Origin of the sequence: Flavobacterium sp. ABG, from assembly GCF_001027725.1 — a bacterium.
GTDB lineage: Bacteria > Bacteroidota > Bacteroidia > Flavobacteriales > Flavobacteriaceae > Flavobacterium > Flavobacterium cupriresistens.
In genome coordinates, this window is record NZ_LEKS01000017.1 from 1 (window position 1) to 16,350 (window position 16,350).

Genomic DNA, 16,350 nt, shown 5'->3' on the forward strand with positions numbered 1-16,350 from the left:
TAATTTGTCATTTCTGAGCAAAGTCGAGAAAGCGCATGAGAAACTCCGTACTGTTTGTTGTCCTGAGGAACGATGGATCTGTGTTTGCTGAATCGATACTGTTGAGCTACACTTTACGGATTATCTCGTGAAGATACTTCGTTCCTCAGTATGACAAAATTGCGGAAAATTGAAACGGAGTTTCTAGTGTGATTTCTCATTCTTCGAAATGACAAGGTGCGAGAAAATCTAAAATCAATAATCACGATCTGAAATCAACGATCTGAAATCAACAATCTGAAATCAACAATCTTCAATCAACAATCTTCAATCAACAATCTTCAATCAATAATTTTCAATCAATAATTTTCAATCAATAATTTTCAATCAATAATTTTCAATCAATAATTTTCAATCAATAATCTTCAATCAACAGTCTTTAATCTAAAATCTAAAATCAGCAATCTAAAATCTTTTAGCTATACTGCGTTATATACTGCTGCACAACGGCATCTGTATCCTCATGACGTTTCTTTTTCTCTAATGCAATAGGAGGGGAAGCTCTTTCCAGGCAATCTTTTACGGCACAAGTTTCGCAGGTTACGCCTACGATTTGTTTGGTGAGTGGTTTTCCGTCGATGAATTTGAATTTCTTTTTCATCGTTGGATTGATCAAAATGCCAACAGAAATACTTCTTATACAATTCTCAACAAACGGATCTTTTGTAGCGGAAGAAAAAACCAGGTATTCATTCCCGCTATTCGCATAACTCGAAATCTGAGCATCAAAAAAGTGGGGTTTATTTTGTCTGATGGCTTCGTCAATCGTTTTTACCGAAACCCATCTTCGGCAGTAATGCTCATTGGTTTCGTTTGCGTGTGGTTCCTGCTGATTGGTAATGTGTAGTTCTTTTTTTATCTGATAAAAATCAGAGCCAATTTTATGAGATAATCTTAGGAAGAAGAGATTCTTCAGATGAAAGTCTTTCGGTAATAAATTGGTTAATCGTTGGTAGAAAGATTCCGGTGAAACTTCGAAACTTTCAATTAAAGCTACAAACTGTTCCGGTTTAGGTTGTTCGTTATTTAAGAATGCATTGATTTTGTCTACAACCAATTGTCTTGGCAGCAATAAAGCTCCGGCAAAGTACGAAGCATAAAAATTATGGAGCACCTGATCGAAGTTATCAAATTTAATCCAACTGAAAGTCAGTAATCTGTCGGATAGGTTTAAATAATTGTAGGCTATTTCTTTGGCAAGTATAAATGCTTTTTGTGGGTCGTCAATTTCTGTAGAAAGTAATAGTGTTTTGCTTTTTGGGACATAAATGGAACGTAAATCGCCTAATGCTTCCTGATCGGTAAAAGCAATTTCTTTTATAGTGTATTCGTATTCTTCTTTTAGAATCGCCTGTAATTCTTCAATACTGATCTTAGTATCTAAATTGATTTGAAAGGATTTGGAGAAAGCAATTACCTTATTTTCTAAATCTTCAAAATAATTACTGTGTGCTTCCTGATACGAACGCAAAGCAGCTAAAAAGAAACTTTCGCGACTTAAATTATAATGTTGTGCAATTTCAATTATCGTACTGATAAAGGCATTGACTTTTGCCGGAGCATTCGCAATAATATCAATTAGATCCGCTTCCTGGATTCCAAAAAGTTCTAAAGGAATCTCTTTTAAAATACCGGATTTTAAAATTTCACCAATCGGAGCGAGGTTGTTGTCGAGTTTTAAAGAGACCATTTGGTCGTAAGAAACATCGAGATGCTCACATAAAAGTAAAATTTTATCGGTTTTGGGATATTTTTTTCCCTTTTCAATTTCGTTTAAATACGATTTTGAAAGGTTGGTCAATTTGGCTAAGCCAAAAAGCGAAAGGTTCTTTTGGGTGCGGACCTGCTTGAGTTTTAGCCCAAAAATCAGCTTTATATAGTCTTTTTCGATATCCATAGTATCAAATGTAACCAATAAAAAAACAATCGCCAAAAAAATATTTTACACATTTAGCGAACGTTCGCTTGTTTTGTAAAAAACTTTTTCATAACATTGTAGTGTAAAACAAGTTAGAGGTTAGATTGTTAGAAGTGAAATGTTTTAAAAGGCATGAATCAGTTGAGACAATATCTTATTTAACTATTTAAAAATAAAATCTGCAGCTATGAAAAACCAATTTGAGATTACCGAGACGGCAATGGAATTTTTAGCCGAAAAAAAGCTTTCTTATCCAAGTATTTGGACCGATGATGCAATTGCTTTTATAACAGAATTGCATAAGAAATTCGAATCACAACGAAAATTACTTTTGTTGCAAAGAGACCAAGCGCAAGTCGGTTTTGATCAAGGTGTCATGCCTGCTTTTCCTTTAGAGACCAAAGAGGTTAGAGAAAGCAATTGGACTGCCGGTGAAACACCAAAAGATTTATTGGACAGAAGAGTTGAAATTACTGGGCCGGTTGATCGCAAAATGATTATCAATGCCTTGAATTCAGGAGCAAAAACATTTATGGCCGATTTTGAAGACAGTACTTCTCCAACTTGGCAAAATTTGATGGAGGGGCAGGTTAATTTAATAGATGCGGTTAACAAAACGATTTCGCATACGGATCTTTCAAAAAACAAAACCTATCAGCTAAATGAAAAAATAGCGACTTTAATTGTTCGTCCAAGAGGTTTGCATCTTTTAGAAAAACACCTTCAGATAGAAGGTCAAATGGTTTCAGGTTCTTTGATGGATTTTGGTTTGTATGTTTTTCACAATCATAAACAATTGCTTGAAAATAATTCCGGACCCTATTTCTATATTCCAAAATTGGAACATTATTTAGAAGCGCGTTGGTGGAATACTGTAATTGATTTTACCGAAGATTATTTAAAATTAGCAAGGGGAACGATCAAAGTTACGGTGTTAATAGAAACCATCACAGCCAGTTTTCAGTTGGATGAAATTATCTACGAATTGAAAGAGCATATAGTGGGATTGAATTGTGGCCGTTGGGATTATATCTTTTCGTACATCAAAAAATTCCGTAAAAATTCGAAGTTTATTGTTCCGGATCGCGATCAGGTAAATATGACTTCACCGTTTATGAATGCTTATTCGAATTTGGTAATTCAGAGATGTCATAAAAGAGGAATTCATGCTATTGGAGGAATGGCGGCTCAGATTCCGATTAAAAATAACGAAGAAGCCAATGCTGTTGCTTTTGCAAAAGTAAAAACCGATAAAGAACGTGAAGTTCGAAATGGTCATGATGGCACCTGGGTAGCACATCCGGATTTGGTTGCGCTGGCGAAAGAAGTTTTTGATGCCGGAATGCCAACCCCAAACCAGATTCATATCAAAAGAGAACACCGAAAAATTACGGAAGCGGATCTGATTGAACCACCAATTGGAATCATTACTGAAAATGGAGTTCGAAAAAACATCAATGTTGGGGTTTTGTATTTGGCTTCGTGGTTGAATGGTCAGGGTGCAGCAGCTTTGCATAATTTGATGGAAGATGCGGCAACGGCTGAGATTTCGAGATCACAATTGTGGCAGTGGCTTCAGAATAAAGTGGTTTTGGATACTGACAAAGAGTTGAATCTGGCCTATTATCACGAATTGGCTTTAGAGGAATTCCATAAAATAAAAACGGAATTGGGAGCAGAAAACTACGAAAAACGACAATTTCCTTTGGCTGAAAAAGTACTGGAAAGATTAGTTGTTAATGCTGATTTTGTTGACTTTTTGACGATTCCATGTTACAAATATTTATAAGAGCTGTTGAACTTTTTTTTTAACACATAGAAACATAGATGTAAAATTACAGGAAGGGATATTTTAAGAAATCTTGATTTTGCACATAGCTATGTGTTTTAAAACAAATGGAACAAACTTCATCAGAAAGAAAAGAGATGTTCCTGCATGTTAAAATAACTCATTATACTAATTAATTTTTTTTTAAGTCTCAGCTGAAAACTGAAAACTGAGACTGCAAACTTTTTACTAACCAACTTAACTATATTATTTATGAAAACAACAGAAGACAGAATTCAGGAATTGATTAACGATTGGATTACGAACCCAAGATGGAAAGGTGTTGAACGTCCGTATACTGCTACCGAAGTGGTGACGCTTCAGGGTTCTTATCAGATTGAGCACTCTATTGCTAAAATAGGGGCGCAAAAATTATGGAGAAAGTTAAAAAGTCAGGATTATGTAGCTGGATTAGGGGCTTTAACAGGGAATCAGGCGATTCAGGAAGTTGATGCCGGTTTGGAAGCGATTTATTTAAGTGGTTGGCAAGTGGCTGCTGATGCGAATCTGGCCGGAGAAATGTATCCGGATCAATCGCTTTATCCGGTAAATAGTGTACCAATGGTTGTGAAAAAAATTAATAGTGCTTTATTGCGAGCTGATCAGATTCAGGTGGTAAATAAAGTAGAAGATAAAATAGATTATTTAGTGCCCATTGTAGCCGATGCCGAAGCAGGTTTTGGTGGAAATTTAAATGCTTTTGAACTAATGAAATCGATGATTGAGGCCGGTGCTTCTGGGGTTCATTTTGAAGATCAGTTGAGTTCTGCTAAAAAATGCGGGCATTTAGGAGGGAAGGTTTTGGTACCAACTCAGGAAGCGATTAATAAACTAATTGCGGCTCGATTAGCAGCAGATGTTATGGGGGTTCCTACACTTATTGTAGCGCGAACCGATGCAGATGCCGCTAATTTACTAACGAGTGATGCAGATCCGAGAGATGCTAAGTTTATTACTGGTGAAAAAACCAATGAAGGTTTCTTTTATGTAAACTGCGGTATTGATCAGGGAATTGCAAGAGGATTGAGCTACGCACCGTACGCCGATTTGATCTGGATGGAAACCAGTAATCCTGATTTGGTTTATGCGAAAAAATTTGCTGATGCCATGAAAAAAGAATTTCCGGATAAAATGTTAGCGTATAATTGTTCGCCTTCTTTTAATTGGGCTGCAAAATTATCAGTGGCAGAAATGGAAACTTTTAGAGAAGATTTGGCTGCGATGGGGTATAAATTCCAGTTCATCACTTTAGCAGGTTTCCATGCTTTAAACACTAGTATGTTTGAACTGTCTAAAGCGTACAAAGAACGTGGAATGGCGGGTTATTCTGAGTTACAGGAAAGAGAATTTGCTTTACAGAAAAACGGTTTTAGAGCGGTTAAACACCAAGCTTTTGTAGGGACTTCTTATTTTGATGCGGTTCAGAATACGGTTACCATTGGTAAGTCAACCACTACGGCAATGAAACATTCTACGGAGGTTGAGCAATTTTAATTCATAAAAAAAACACGGTTCTTGTTTGAGCCGTGTTTTTTCTTTTTTTGCCACAGATTTCACAGATTAAAAGAATTAAAAAAATATGGCCACGAATTTCACTAATTAATTGGTTTAATAATGGAATTAAAATTCACGTGAATTAGTGAAATTCGTGGCAAAAAAAATCACTTTAATCTGTGAAATCTGTGGCAATAAAAAAACTTTATTTCTTCAAAAGTCTTGCTTTCATTTTACTAAAAAACTCTGGCGTAACACCAATGAAAGAAGCAATTTGTTTTTGAGGGACTTTGTGAACCAATGTTCCATATTTGGCGCAGAATTTTTCAAAGCGTTCTTCTGCGGGTAAGCTCAGATTGTCCATTAGTCTTTGCTGATTGGCAACTAATGAATTTTCGATTAGAATTCTGAAAAAACGTTCTAATTTTGGAATTTGAAGATACAATTGCTCCTGGTTTTCTTTTGATAACGAAACGATTTCAGTTTCTTCTAGAGCTTCTATAAAAAGCTGTCCGGGTTTCTGTGAAAAATAGCTGTACATGTCACTCATCCACCAGCCTTCGCAGGCAAAAGAAAGTACATGTTCAACAATATTATCGTTGATGTTAAAGCTTCTTAAAATCCCTGAATTCACAAAATAAGAATGTTTACATATTTCGCCCGCATTTAATAAAATGGTCTTGGCTTTATAGGTATGTGTTTCTGTTTTGGATAAAAAAAGTGCCTGCTCATCCGGAGTCAATGCAACATGCTTGGCAATATTGTCAAGAATCAGCGCCATTATTTTTGTTTTATTAAAGTAAATGTAGTCACTTTAAAACGGTCATTTTCTATTTTTCCTGTTACAGCAGCTTTACGGATTGCATTGCAAAAACCATCTTTTGCGTGAGCATCACCATGTTCGTCAATGGTTGTTCCGTCAACAAAATAGGATTTTCCGTCAATGCGAACAGCAAGATCACAAGCGTCACCTTTCATTCCGAATTGGCATTCACCACAAGCGGTTTCTACAATTTGAGGTTTTTCGGTTTTTTCTTTGTCTTGAGCCTGCATGTTAAGGCCGGTAAATAACAATGCAAGAAATACTAGTTTTTTCATTTTTTAAGAGTTTACAGTTATTAGTTTTGAAGTTGCTTTTGCGCGTTCTGTTATTTCTTCGATTGGAGTGACTAAAGTATCATGACTTAAAACAACACCCATTCTGCGGTACGGTCTTGAGGTTGGTTTTCCAAAAAGTCTGAAATCGGTTTTGGGTAAAGCAGCTACTTTTTCGATTCCGGTAAAAGTTGGATTTGCAGAATCTTCAGAAGCTAAAATTACAGCGCTTGCTCCGGCTTTTTCTAAGGTGATTTCAAAAATTGGAAGGCTTAAAATGGCTCGTAAATGCAATTCGAATTCATTAAAATTTTGAGTTCCGGCCAAAGTTACCATTCCGGTATCGTGCGGACGTGGGGAAAGTTCGGAGAAATAAACACCGTCATTGGTCAGGAAAAATTCAACTCCAAAAAGTCCGGCACCACCAAGGGCCTCGGTAATCTTTTCGGCCATATCCTGTGCTTCGTACAAATCTTTATCGGAGACTTTTGCTGGCTGCCAGCTTTCCTGATAATCGCCACGTTCTTGTCGGTGACCAATCGGAGCACAAAAAAGTGTTGGATTGTTATTTTGAGTAATTGTCAAAAGTGTAATTTCAGAATTGAAATCTACAAAAGCTTCCACGATCACTTCGATAACATCTCCTCGGGAACCTGCAACGGCATATTCCCAAGCCTTCAGAATATCTTCCTGATTTTTAATGGTCGATTGTCCTTTTCCTGAAGACGACATCAACGGTTTTACTACGCATGGAATTCCAACTTCCTGAACGGCTTTTTGTAATTCTTCTGCCGAAGTTGCGTATTGGTATTTGGCTGTTTTTAAGCCTAATTCTTTTGCGGCTAAATCGCGAATTGCTTTGCGATTCATGGTAAAATTGGCCGCTTTGGCAGAAGGAACAACGGTGATGCCTTGTTTTTCGTAATCGTAAAAACGTTCGGTACGAATGGCTTCTATCTCAGGGACAATAAAGTCAGGTTGGTGTTTGGCTACTATGCGGTCAAGTGCTTCGCCGTCGAGCATATTGATTACTTCAAAACCATGAGCGACCTGCATTGCAGGAGCGTTTTCGTAACTGTCAACAGCAATTATGGTCTGACCGATTCTTTGTGCGGCAATGGTGAATTCTTTTCCTAATTCGCCTGAACCTAGAAGTAGTATTTTCATTTTTAATTTAGATTTTGAGGGTTTTGACTTAGTTTTATAAATACTAAACTGCTTAAAAAAGTAAGTAACATTAAGGTAAATGATAAAAATAAAATCATTAGGATTGTAAATAAAATTTGATATGGAATTTGTGATCGTAATGCAAATGATATTCCATTAACAAACATTCCTATTGTATATATTGTAAAAAGGGATACTATAAGCTTTGAACTTACTGCAAAAGAAAATTGAGAGCAGGCTTTTAGATAAGATATCTGATCTAATGAGAAACTGATTTTTTTAGCCGTATTCCAAAATAGAAAAACGATGAATAAGGGGAGTAAAATCCCCCAAAATATTGGGGTCCAAAAAAGACCGAAATTGCATATTTGAGTACATAAGTCAACAAATAGGCTTTTAGAAAATATTAAAAATGGGAACAGAGAACACACAAAAACTCCGGCAATAATAGAGTATAATGTAATCTTGTTTTCTGATCTCATTTGAAGTTAGTTTTGAGAGTAAAGATAAATAAAAATGGAATTTATTTTCACGTTAATTCTGGAGATTTGGCGGATTTAATTTATCGTGAAATTAATTTTTATGTTCAGTAATCATAAAGTTTATCATTTCTGACGAAGGAGAAATCTTTACGAGTAGCTCCATAATTTGAATCACCAAACTTTGTCGAGTTTCGTGCGAAGATTTCTCGACTTCGCTCGAAATGACAAGTTTGTGAGGATGTAAAGTGAAATTATAAACGAAAGAGTTCTTGGTTTACGTTTTGCGTGAGGGATAGGAGTGGAAAGCCCGGAGCCTGACGAAGGAAGTGCGAGGACTTGTAGCGCATAGCCCGACCCGGAGGGACACGCTCAAATAAAAAAAACCGACACTTAGAAAAGTATCGGTTTTGTGTTTTTAATGAAAATGATCTTCCTCAATTTCAAATTCGGCGTCTTTTTCCCAAATTTCCATTTCACAAGGTTTACAATTGAACTTTAGTTTGTATTCCAGTTCGCCTTGCTTTAATACCAATGGTTCTTTTACTTTGACACCTACAATGTCTTTTTGGTGTATCGGACATTTTTTTAATTCGTATTTGATACAATATTTGGTAGTCATTACACGGGATTTTCCTGGATCCCATTGTAATTCAAATGCTTTTTCAATTTCAGTTACACCATGACGTTCGTAAAATTTACGCGCTATTTTATTTGAAACATTGTACATAAAGTCCAATTTAGTTTCAGGATAAGGGTGTGACGTTTTTACCAATTGGTGTTCTTCGCGTTTGTAATTGGCCAAACGAATTTCGGATAATTGCTCGTAAACGGTTCTTCTCATTTCGTTGATTTTTGAAATAGGAAGGAACCAATTTTGAGAAAATAGTACATTAATTTCATCTGCAGTATAAGGAGTAAAACCTGTTTTTGCCAGATTGGTTTTAAAGTTTTCTGCGATTGATTCGTTGTTTTTAGTTTGTTCTTTCGGGTGAACTAAAGTTACAATACTTACATTTCCATCTTCATCAGTGGCAATTAATTCAAAGCCATTTTCGTTTTCGGTCAATAATAAAGTGGTGCTGATTTTACGTACGGCACTGTCTTCTCTTTCTACAATTTTAATGAAAGCGGCATCATTATTTCTATAAATAAAAGTACCGTCTTTAATTTCTTTTAAAACGTTAGGATAGGCCAAACCATTTTCAACTTTGTTGACATAAATTCCCTCTGCTTCATTGCTTTCATTGATGAAACATAGTCCATCACCATTATTCAATAATTCACCATTCTCTATTTGGTAAGCGTTTCCTATTGTTTTAACCAATTTACCAATGTATTGTCCTTTTGATTTTGGACTTTCCCATGAGCCAATTGAACTGTGTCTTTCGTTTACAAAATAGTCGGTGTAACCACGATTAAAACTTTTATCCAAAGCAGAATCAAAACTGTAAGTACATTTTCCCGAAGAAGCTTTGGTATATTTATCACTTCCTTCTAAGTAAGCATCTAATTTTTGGCGTAAATACGAAACGTTATTTTTTACGTAAACGATATCTTTTAGACGGCCTTCGATTTTAAAAGAAACAATTCCTGCTTCAACCAGATTTGGAATTTCATTTGAAACATCAAAATCTTTTATAGAAAGCAAGTGGCTGTTTTTGATTAAAGTTTCTCCGTTTCCGTCGATTAAGTTGTATGGTAAACGACAGTTTTGAGCACAAGAACCACGGTTGGCACTACGTTCTCCATTGGCCACACTCATATAACAATTTCCGCTGAAGGAAACACATAGGGCGCCGGTAACAAAAAATTCTAATTCAACATCTGCTTTATCGTAGATTTCTTTAATTTGGTGCAGGTTCAATTCACGTGCTAAAACAACACGTTTTATTCCGGCATCTTTTAAGAATTTTATTTTGTCGGCATCACGATTATTGGCTTGTGTACTGGCGTGAAGTACGATAGGAGGTAAGTCCATTTCCATAATCGCCATATCTTGAATGATCAAGGCATCAACTCCAATATTGTATAATTCCCAAATCATTAAACGACATGTTTCTAATTCGTTATCATATAAAATGGTATTGATAACGACAAAAACCTGAGCGTTAAATAAGTGTGCATACTTTACCAATGCTGCAACATCTTCAATAGAGTTTGTGGCATTAGAGCGTGCTCCATATAATGGTGCGCCAATATAAACTGCATCGGCGCCACTATTGATGGCAGCAATTCCTCCAATTAAATCTTTAGCAGGGGCTAATATTTCAATCTTCTTCTTCATTTTTAGTACTTTAGGCTTTTGTGGTTTTCCCGGAAAAAAGTGTGCAAAGTTCTAATAAATAATTTGAGTTTGCTAGTGCTGCGGTGATTTTTTTTGAAATGAGTGGCTAATATGGAATGATGATGTTTAAGAAGTTACTGTGTTTCTTTGTATATGTTTTATTCCCAAAGCTATTTACATGATATTCTTATACTGATTTCTCTTTGCCAATTAAATGATTAATATGATTTTAGATAGATATTGCTTTTTGTAACCTAATGATTCCCAATGTCGTCAAAACAAATAGTAACCCTTAATTAGAGTATCAAATGAGATTAATTTTTAAAATTTGTATTGTTTCTTGTTTCATTTTTCAGCCTGTTATTTTTGCTCAGACTTTAGAAGCCAAAATAGATAAGTTATTAAATGAAAAATTCAAACCCGAAGGTCCCGGAGGCGTATTTTTAGCTGCTAAAGAGGGAAAGATTATATACAAGAAAGCTTTTGGAAAGGCTAATTTAGAACTGAATGTTGCAATGCAGCCGGACTTTATTTTTGAAATTGGTTCCATGACTAAACAATTTACAGCGGTCTCCATTTTGATGTTAGTTGAGCAAGGAAAACTGAAATTGAACGATGAAATCACCAAGTTTATTCCGGATTATCCAACCAACGGAAATACTATCACGATTCATCATTTGTTGACCCATACTTCAGGAATTAAGGATTTTACAAGTATGAAAGCAATTAAAGATATTGCCAAAAGCGATTTATCTCCTAAGGAATTAGTTGATTTTTTTAAGAAGGAACCAGTAGATTTTAAGCCGGGTGAACAGTATAAGTATTGTAATTCGGGTTATGTTCTTTTGGGGTATATTATTGAGATGGTGTCAGGTAAAACTTTTGGGGAGTTTATTGACCATAATATTTTTAAGAAGTTAGAGATGAACAATACTTATTATGCAAGTCATGAGAAGGTAATAAAAAACAGGGCTTCCGGTTATCGTGATAGAGAGGGTTATGTAAATGCACCTTATATCAGTTTTTCTATACCTTATGCTTCGGGATCGATAATGTCAAATGTTGAGGATCTGTTGAAATGGCAAAATGCAATTGCTGTCCATACGTTGCTTAGTCCGGTTACTACTGCGAAAGTATTCACTAATTATCAACTAAATAACGGTACCAAAACGGACTACGGATATGGATGGCACATTGATGCGGTAAAAGGGAAGCTTGTATATGAACATGGAGGCAGTATTTTTGGTTTTAAATCGATGGGCGTTTATGAGCCGGCTAGCAAAATTTATGTAATTGGTTTGAGTAATTGTGATTGCAATTCTCCAACTGCACTTACAAGAGAGATAGCGGCTTTGTTGTTGGATTAGCCTCTCGCTTTAGGTCAATGTCATTAAGTTAAGCGATTTTTTCACGCAGATTCCGCGGATTTTTTTTTCAATCCGCTAAATCTGCGTGAGACTTTTTTACTTTTAATTTCAGTATATTTTTTATTAATCTATAGGAAAAGAAAACCCTGCGGCAAAGATTCCGGTAGATTGTTTGGCTGCCGGATGCACGTAAAAAGAAACAGCAATCTCTATATTGTTTTTAGGGCCTACTGCTAATCCAAGGTTAATAGGGATGTGCATTAGGACATCGCTTTTATTGAAATTATGTGAAGGTGTAAAAGTTTCAAATGAACCAATAGAGGCACCAATACCGGTTTCAATAAAAGGAGCTACCCAGGGAATTGGTGCACATAGACGAATTTTTCCTCCCACTAAAAAAGCTCTGGTATTTACTTTGTATTGAGGCTGATTTTGTAGTTCCGGATTTTTATCAGGAGAAGTTAAAATAATTCCTGCATAAGGTCTTACGCTAAACCATGAAGTTATTCCAAAAACATATTCTCCTTCTGTATAAAAACCAGAACCCATGACGTCTACTTCATCTTGCTGGCCATAATTTTCTATGTATAGAGAACTGCTGGATGCAAAACCTATGGATGCTTTAATAAAATTACCTGTTTTTTGAGCTTTGGTTTGGTTGAAAGATAGTAGTAGTAAGGTGCTAATGTAAAAAAGAGCACGAAAGTTTTTGGTCATTTGTTTGATTTTATAGTTGTTATATATTGGCGAAAATAAGATTTATCGTCCTAAAAAATAACATGTTTTCTTTTTTTGTTTGAGATGAATAAAAAAAGCCTCAGAAAAATTCCCGAGGCTTCCATTTATGTAATTTGAGTCTTGATGAGGTTAGTTTTTTATTGTTGTCTGCTGATGTCATTAAATTCCCAAAGCACATTGATGATCTTCCAGACCCCGTTGATTTTAACGAGATGCATATAATCAATCCATTCATCGGCAATTAATTTTACAGAAGCAGTTCGTTTTGAAACATCAAGCAGTCTGACTTCCTTTTTGGGTGTAGCAGGAAACTTATCTCCGTTTTTGTTGTAGCTTTCTGCAAGTAGGACCATAGATTCTGTCGTGGTTTCACGAACGTAATCTTTGCCGGTCGCTTTATCTTTCCAAAAGGTTCGTTTGACCATTCTCGGGTGTAGTGTCTGTTCCATTTGTTTGGGATTTGGTACCTGTTGCGATTCGATGTAATCAAGAGCAGCTCTTTTTATTGCCAGGCTGTCTTGTTTGGTCTGTCCGGAAATATAGCTGCTGATTAAAAATAAGGCAAAACAAATAAGGGATTGTTTCATAGTTAGTTAGATTGGTTTAGTTGTTGTTTTTAGTTTTATGAGATTTAGATTGCTAGTATTAGAAGGGCTCTTGCATCCTATTATAATTGGCTAAGATTAGGGAATGTCCTTGTATTTTGTTTTCAAATATAGGACTATAATTTTGTCTAATTTTCAAATGAAATGTTAACAAAAAAAAGCCTCAGGAAAATTTCCTGAGGCTTCATTTATAGCATTAGAATCGTGATTAAGCTGCTAAAGCTTCTTTGATTCTGCGTAAGGCTTCTTTTAAAATATCGTTGCTTGTTGCATAAGAAAAACGAATACAATTTGGATTTCCGAATGCATCACCTGTTACAGTTGCTACGTTTGCTTCTGATAAAAGATACATTGATAAATCGTTTGCATCTTTAATTTCAGTTCCTCTTAAAGTTTTTCCGAAGAAAGAAGAAACATCAGGGAAAACGTAAAATGCACCTTCCGGAACGTTGATTTTTACACCTGGAATTTCTTTTAATAATCCAACCACTAAATCTCTACGACCGTGGAAAGCCTGAACCATTTCGTTTAATACACTTGGATCAGCATCTACTGCAGTAATTGTAGCACGTTGCGCAATACTGTTTGCTCCACTGGTTACTTGTCCTTGGATTTTGGTACATGCTTTTGCGATGAATTCCGGAGCTCCGATGTAACCGATTCTCCATCCTGTCATTGCGAATGCTTTTGCAACTCCATTTACGGTAATTGTTCTTTCTAACATTCCCGGGATTGAACCGATACTGCAGAAAGTTCCTGAGAAATTGATGTGCTCATAAATCTCATCAGCCACAACATATATATTAGGGTGTTTTTCTAAAACTTTTGCCAAAGCAGTTAACTCTTCTCTGCTGTAAACAGATCCACTTGGGTTACAAGGAGAACTGAACCACATCATTTTTGTTTTTGGCGTGATGGCAGCTTCTAATTGCTCAGGTGTAATTTTGAAATCAGTATCTACAGACGTTGGAACTTCAACAGGAACTCCACCAGAAAGTTTCACAATTTCGAAATAACTCACCCAGTAAGGAGCTGGTAAAATAACCTCGTCACCTTCGTTTAACATTACTTGAGCAATGTTGTATAAAGATTGTTTTGCTCCTGTAGAAACTACAATTTGAGAAGGTTTGTATTCTAAACCATTGTCTCTTTTGAATTTTCTGCAAACAGCTTCTTTTAATTCCTGGTATCCGTCAACCGGAGAATAAGTACTGTAGTTTTCGTCTATTGCTTTTTTAGCCGCTTCTTTAATAAAATCAGGAGTATTAAAGTCAGGTTCTCCTAAACTTAAACTGATGATATCTTTTCCTTGTGCTTTTAATTCGCGTGCTAAAGCAGCCATTGCTAATGTTTGTGAAGTAGCTAAGTTGTTGATTCTGTCCGAAAGAATATGATTCATTATAAAAATTTTGAGTATCCTTAATTTTCTAAGCTGGTTAAGGAAGGTTAATTATTAATAGATTTTTTTAGTTTTATACCGATAATTCAGGTTTCATTCCAAGATCACGCAAATGTTTGAAGTGAGCAATAACTGCACTTGTCATTGTTTTGTACTCGTAATAAGGCAAGTTGCATTCTTTGGCAGTCTCTTTTACGATTTTTGCAATTTTACCATAGTGAATGTGACTGATATTTGGAAAAATATGGTGTTCGATTTGGTGATTTAATCCACCGGTGTACCAGTTTACGATGGCATTTTTAGGGGCAAAATTAGTTGTCGTAAACAATTGGTGAATGGCCCAGGTATTGTCCATTTCTCCTAACTCGTTTGGAGAAGGGTTTGTAGTTTCTTCTACAACATGCGCTAATTGAAAAACAACACTCAAAATTAATCCGGCCGTATAATGCATTACGAAGAAACCAATTAAAACTTTCCACCAGGTAATTCCAATTACGATCGGTAAAACGATCCAAATGGAAACATAAATAACTTTAGTAATAATTAAAGTAGTCCAAAGTATTTTAGGGTTTTTAAGTTCGCCGTAAGATAATTTTCTTTTAAGGTAACGTTTCATTTGTTTGAAATCGGTTGTGATTGCCCAATTGAAAGTCAATAAACCGTATAAGAAAACAGAATAATAATGTTGAAAACGATGAAAACTATGCCATTTCGCATCTTTGGTAAAACGAATAATTCTTCCTGCATCTAAATCTTCATCATGTCCCGGAATGTTCGTATACGTATGGTGTAAAACATTATGTTGTACCTGCCAGTTGTAAACGTTTCCTGCCAAAACATAAATAGTTCCACCCATAAATTTGTTGATCCAGGTTTTATTAGAGTACGAACCGTGATTTCCGTCGTGCATCACATTCATTCCAATACCTGCCATTCCAATACCGATCACGATAGATAGAAGTAACATAACCCAAAACGGCATATTTAGTGTTAGGATTAAAAAATACGGCGTCAGGAAAACAGCAAAGAGAATAACCGCTTTTAAGTGCAGCTTCCAGTTTCCGGTTTTTTGGATATTGTTGTCCTTGAAGTAATTGTTAACCCGAGAGTTAAGGGTTCTGAAAAACTTCAGATTGTCTTGCCTTGCAAAAGTAGGTGCAGTGTTATTCATAATTAATTTAAATAGGCTCCAAAGGTAATTATTATAAATTTTCAATTTACAAAATTGAGTTAAATATTTCAATCGTAAAGTATTACTTTTGTTAAAAAATTAGAGCAATGGATGAGATTCTGAAATATTTTCCTGATTTGACCGACATTCAAATCGAACAATTTCAAAAATTAGATTTTTTATACCACGATTGGAATGAAAAAATCAATGTTATTTCGCGCAAAGATATTGATGCCTTATATACAAAACACGTTTTGCATTCGCTTGGAATAGCAAAAATCATGAAGTTTGAACCCGGAACAACCGTTCTGGATGTTGGAACCGGAGGTGGATTCCCTGGAATTCCTCTGGCGATTCTTTTTCCCGAAACCCGTTTTTATTTAATTGACGTTATCGCAAAAAAAATAAAAGTAGTTCAGGGAGTTGTAGATGCCTTAGAATTAAAAAATGTAAAAGCAGAACAATTACGTGCTGAAAATGCAAAAGGAGATTTCGATTTTATTGTGAGTCGTGCCGTAACCAATATGCCGGATTTTGTTTCCTGGATCAAAAATAAAATTAAAAAACAACACAAACATGCCTTGAAAAATGGAATCCTTTACCTAAAAGGAGGAGATTTGACCGAAGAATTGAAAGATTTTCCGGGGGCTACTTTATATGATTTGTCTACAATTTTTGAAGATGAGTTTTTCGAAACTAAAAAAGTAGTGCATTTGCCGTTGAAGTTTAAGGCTTAGGGCTTTTTGTTTTAAAAGTTTCAGGT

The 16,350-nt window shown here is 35.6% G+C and carries 13 protein-coding genes; 4 read left to right on the plus strand and 9 right to left on the minus strand.

The annotated features are described in order from the left end of the window. Nucleotides 1-454 precede the first annotated feature (454 nt). Nucleotides 455-1,936, minus strand: a complete 1,482-nt coding sequence (locus tag AB674_RS16200) for a helix-turn-helix domain-containing protein (protein WP_047778314.1) — start codon at nt 1,934-1,936, stop codon at nt 455-457. Nucleotides 1,937-2,144: 208 nt separating this feature from the next. Between AB674_RS16200 and aceB the strand changes: the two genes are divergently transcribed. Together aceB and aceA are read left to right on the plus strand one after the other, a co-directional pair. Beyond that, the gene (gene aceB, locus AB674_RS16205) at nt 2,145-3,746 is read left to right on the plus strand and encodes a malate synthase A (RefSeq protein WP_047778316.1); all 1,602 of its coding nucleotides are present in this window, start codon (nt 2,145-2,147) and stop codon (nt 3,744-3,746) included. A gap of 252 nt (nt 3,747-3,998) precedes the next feature. After that, nucleotides 3,999-5,279 carry an isocitrate lyase gene (gene aceA, locus AB674_RS16210; protein ID WP_047778318.1) on the plus strand — a complete coding sequence of 427 codons (1,281 nt, stop codon included), beginning with the start codon at nt 3,999-4,001 and terminating at the stop codon, nt 5,277-5,279. A gap of 205 nt (nt 5,280-5,484) precedes the next feature. Here the strand turns inward: aceA and AB674_RS16215 are convergent, their stop codons facing one another. The 4 genes from AB674_RS16215 to AB674_RS16235 form a co-directional block, all read right to left on the minus strand. Beyond that, on the minus strand, nt 5,485-6,060 hold the full coding sequence (locus AB674_RS16215; protein ID WP_047778320.1) for a Crp/Fnr family transcriptional regulator: 576 nt from the start codon (nt 6,058-6,060) through the stop codon (nt 5,485-5,487). Continuing rightward, nucleotides 6,060-6,377 (minus strand): DUF6370 family protein, encoded by a 318-nt coding sequence (locus tag AB674_RS16220; RefSeq protein WP_047778322.1) that lies wholly within the window; start codon nt 6,375-6,377, stop codon nt 6,060-6,062. Before AB674_RS16220 ends, AB674_RS16215 begins: the two co-directional genes overlap by 1 nt. A gap of 3 nt (nt 6,378-6,380) precedes the next feature. Then, nucleotides 6,381-7,583, minus strand: a complete 1,203-nt coding sequence (purT, locus tag AB674_RS16225; RefSeq protein ID WP_262487209.1) for a formate-dependent phosphoribosylglycinamide formyltransferase — start codon at nt 7,581-7,583, stop codon at nt 6,381-6,383. A gap of 855 nt (nt 7,584-8,438) precedes the next feature. Next, nucleotides 8,439-10,307, minus strand: a complete 1,869-nt coding sequence (locus tag AB674_RS16235) for a peptidase U32 family protein (protein WP_047778326.1) — start codon at nt 10,305-10,307, stop codon at nt 8,439-8,441. A gap of 308 nt (nt 10,308-10,615) precedes the next feature. On the opposite strand from AB674_RS16235, the gene AB674_RS16240 reads away from it, so the two are divergent. After that, entirely contained in the window at nt 10,616-11,674 is a 1,059-nt protein-coding gene (locus AB674_RS16240) for a serine hydrolase domain-containing protein (protein WP_047778328.1), read from the plus strand. A gap of 123 nt (nt 11,675-11,797) precedes the next feature. Here the strand turns inward: AB674_RS16240 and AB674_RS16245 are convergent, their stop codons facing one another. The 4 genes from AB674_RS16245 to AB674_RS16260 all read right to left on the minus strand — a co-directional run bounded on the left by AB674_RS16245 (nt 11,798) and on the right by AB674_RS16260 (nt 15,587). After that, nucleotides 11,798-12,391 carry a hypothetical protein gene (locus AB674_RS16245; RefSeq protein WP_047778329.1) on the minus strand — a complete coding sequence of 198 codons (594 nt, stop codon included), beginning with the start codon at nt 12,389-12,391 and terminating at the stop codon, nt 11,798-11,800. A 158-nt stretch (nt 12,392-12,549) separates the two neighbouring features. Further along, nucleotides 12,550-12,999, minus strand: a complete 450-nt coding sequence (locus tag AB674_RS16250; RefSeq protein ID WP_047778330.1) for a nuclear transport factor 2 family protein — start codon at nt 12,997-12,999, stop codon at nt 12,550-12,552. Nucleotides 13,000-13,225: 226 nt separating this feature from the next. After that, nucleotides 13,226-14,416 carry a pyridoxal phosphate-dependent aminotransferase gene (locus AB674_RS16255; protein WP_047778331.1) on the minus strand — a complete coding sequence of 397 codons (1,191 nt, stop codon included), beginning with the start codon at nt 14,414-14,416 and terminating at the stop codon, nt 13,226-13,228. Between the two features lie 73 nt (nt 14,417-14,489). Continuing rightward, nucleotides 14,490-15,587: a fatty acid desaturase family protein gene (locus AB674_RS16260; RefSeq protein WP_047778332.1), complete on the minus strand. Its 1,098-nt coding sequence runs from the start codon at nt 15,585-15,587 to the stop codon at nt 14,490-14,492. A gap of 107 nt (nt 15,588-15,694) precedes the next feature. Here AB674_RS16260 and rsmG point away from each other — a divergent pair, with 107 nt between their 5' ends. Then, entirely contained in the window at nt 15,695-16,324 is a 630-nt protein-coding gene (gene rsmG, locus AB674_RS16265; RefSeq protein ID WP_047778333.1) for a 16S rRNA (guanine(527)-N(7))-methyltransferase RsmG, read from the plus strand. The last annotated feature ends 26 nt before the right edge of the window (nt 16,325-16,350 follow it).

Bases quoted from the DNA above. Each gene is read 5' to 3' on its own strand.
- rsmG (WP_047778333.1), top strand. From the start codon at position 15,695: ATGGATGAGATTCTGAAATATTTTCCTGATTTGACCGACATTCAAATC.
- AB674_RS16235 (WP_047778326.1), bottom strand. From the start codon at position 10,307: ATGAAGAAGAAGATTGAAATATTAGCCCCTGCTAAAGATTTAATTGGA.
- AB674_RS16200 (WP_047778314.1), bottom strand. From the start codon at position 1,936: ATGGATATCGAAAAAGACTATATAAAGCTGATTTTTGGGCTAAAACTC.
- AB674_RS16255 (WP_047778331.1), bottom strand. From the start codon at position 14,416: ATGAATCATATTCTTTCGGACAGAATCAACAACTTAGCTACTTCACAA.
- aceA (WP_047778318.1), top strand. From the start codon at position 3,999: ATGAAAACAACAGAAGACAGAATTCAGGAATTGATTAACGATTGGATT.
- aceB (WP_047778316.1), top strand. From the start codon at position 2,145: ATGAAAAACCAATTTGAGATTACCGAGACGGCAATGGAATTTTTAGCC.
- AB674_RS16250 (WP_047778330.1), bottom strand. From the start codon at position 12,999: ATGAAACAATCCCTTATTTGTTTTGCCTTATTTTTAATCAGCAGCTAT.
- AB674_RS16260 (WP_047778332.1), bottom strand. From the start codon at position 15,587: ATGAATAACACTGCACCTACTTTTGCAAGGCAAGACAATCTGAAGTTT.
- AB674_RS16220 (WP_047778322.1), bottom strand. From the start codon at position 6,377: ATGAAAAAACTAGTATTTCTTGCATTGTTATTTACCGGCCTTAACATG.
- AB674_RS16240 (WP_047778328.1), top strand. From the start codon at position 10,616: ATGAGATTAATTTTTAAAATTTGTATTGTTTCTTGTTTCATTTTTCAG.
- AB674_RS16245 (WP_047778329.1), bottom strand. From the start codon at position 12,391: ATGACCAAAAACTTTCGTGCTCTTTTTTACATTAGCACCTTACTACTA.
- AB674_RS16215 (WP_047778320.1), bottom strand. From the start codon at position 6,060: ATGGCGCTGATTCTTGACAATATTGCCAAGCATGTTGCATTGACTCCG.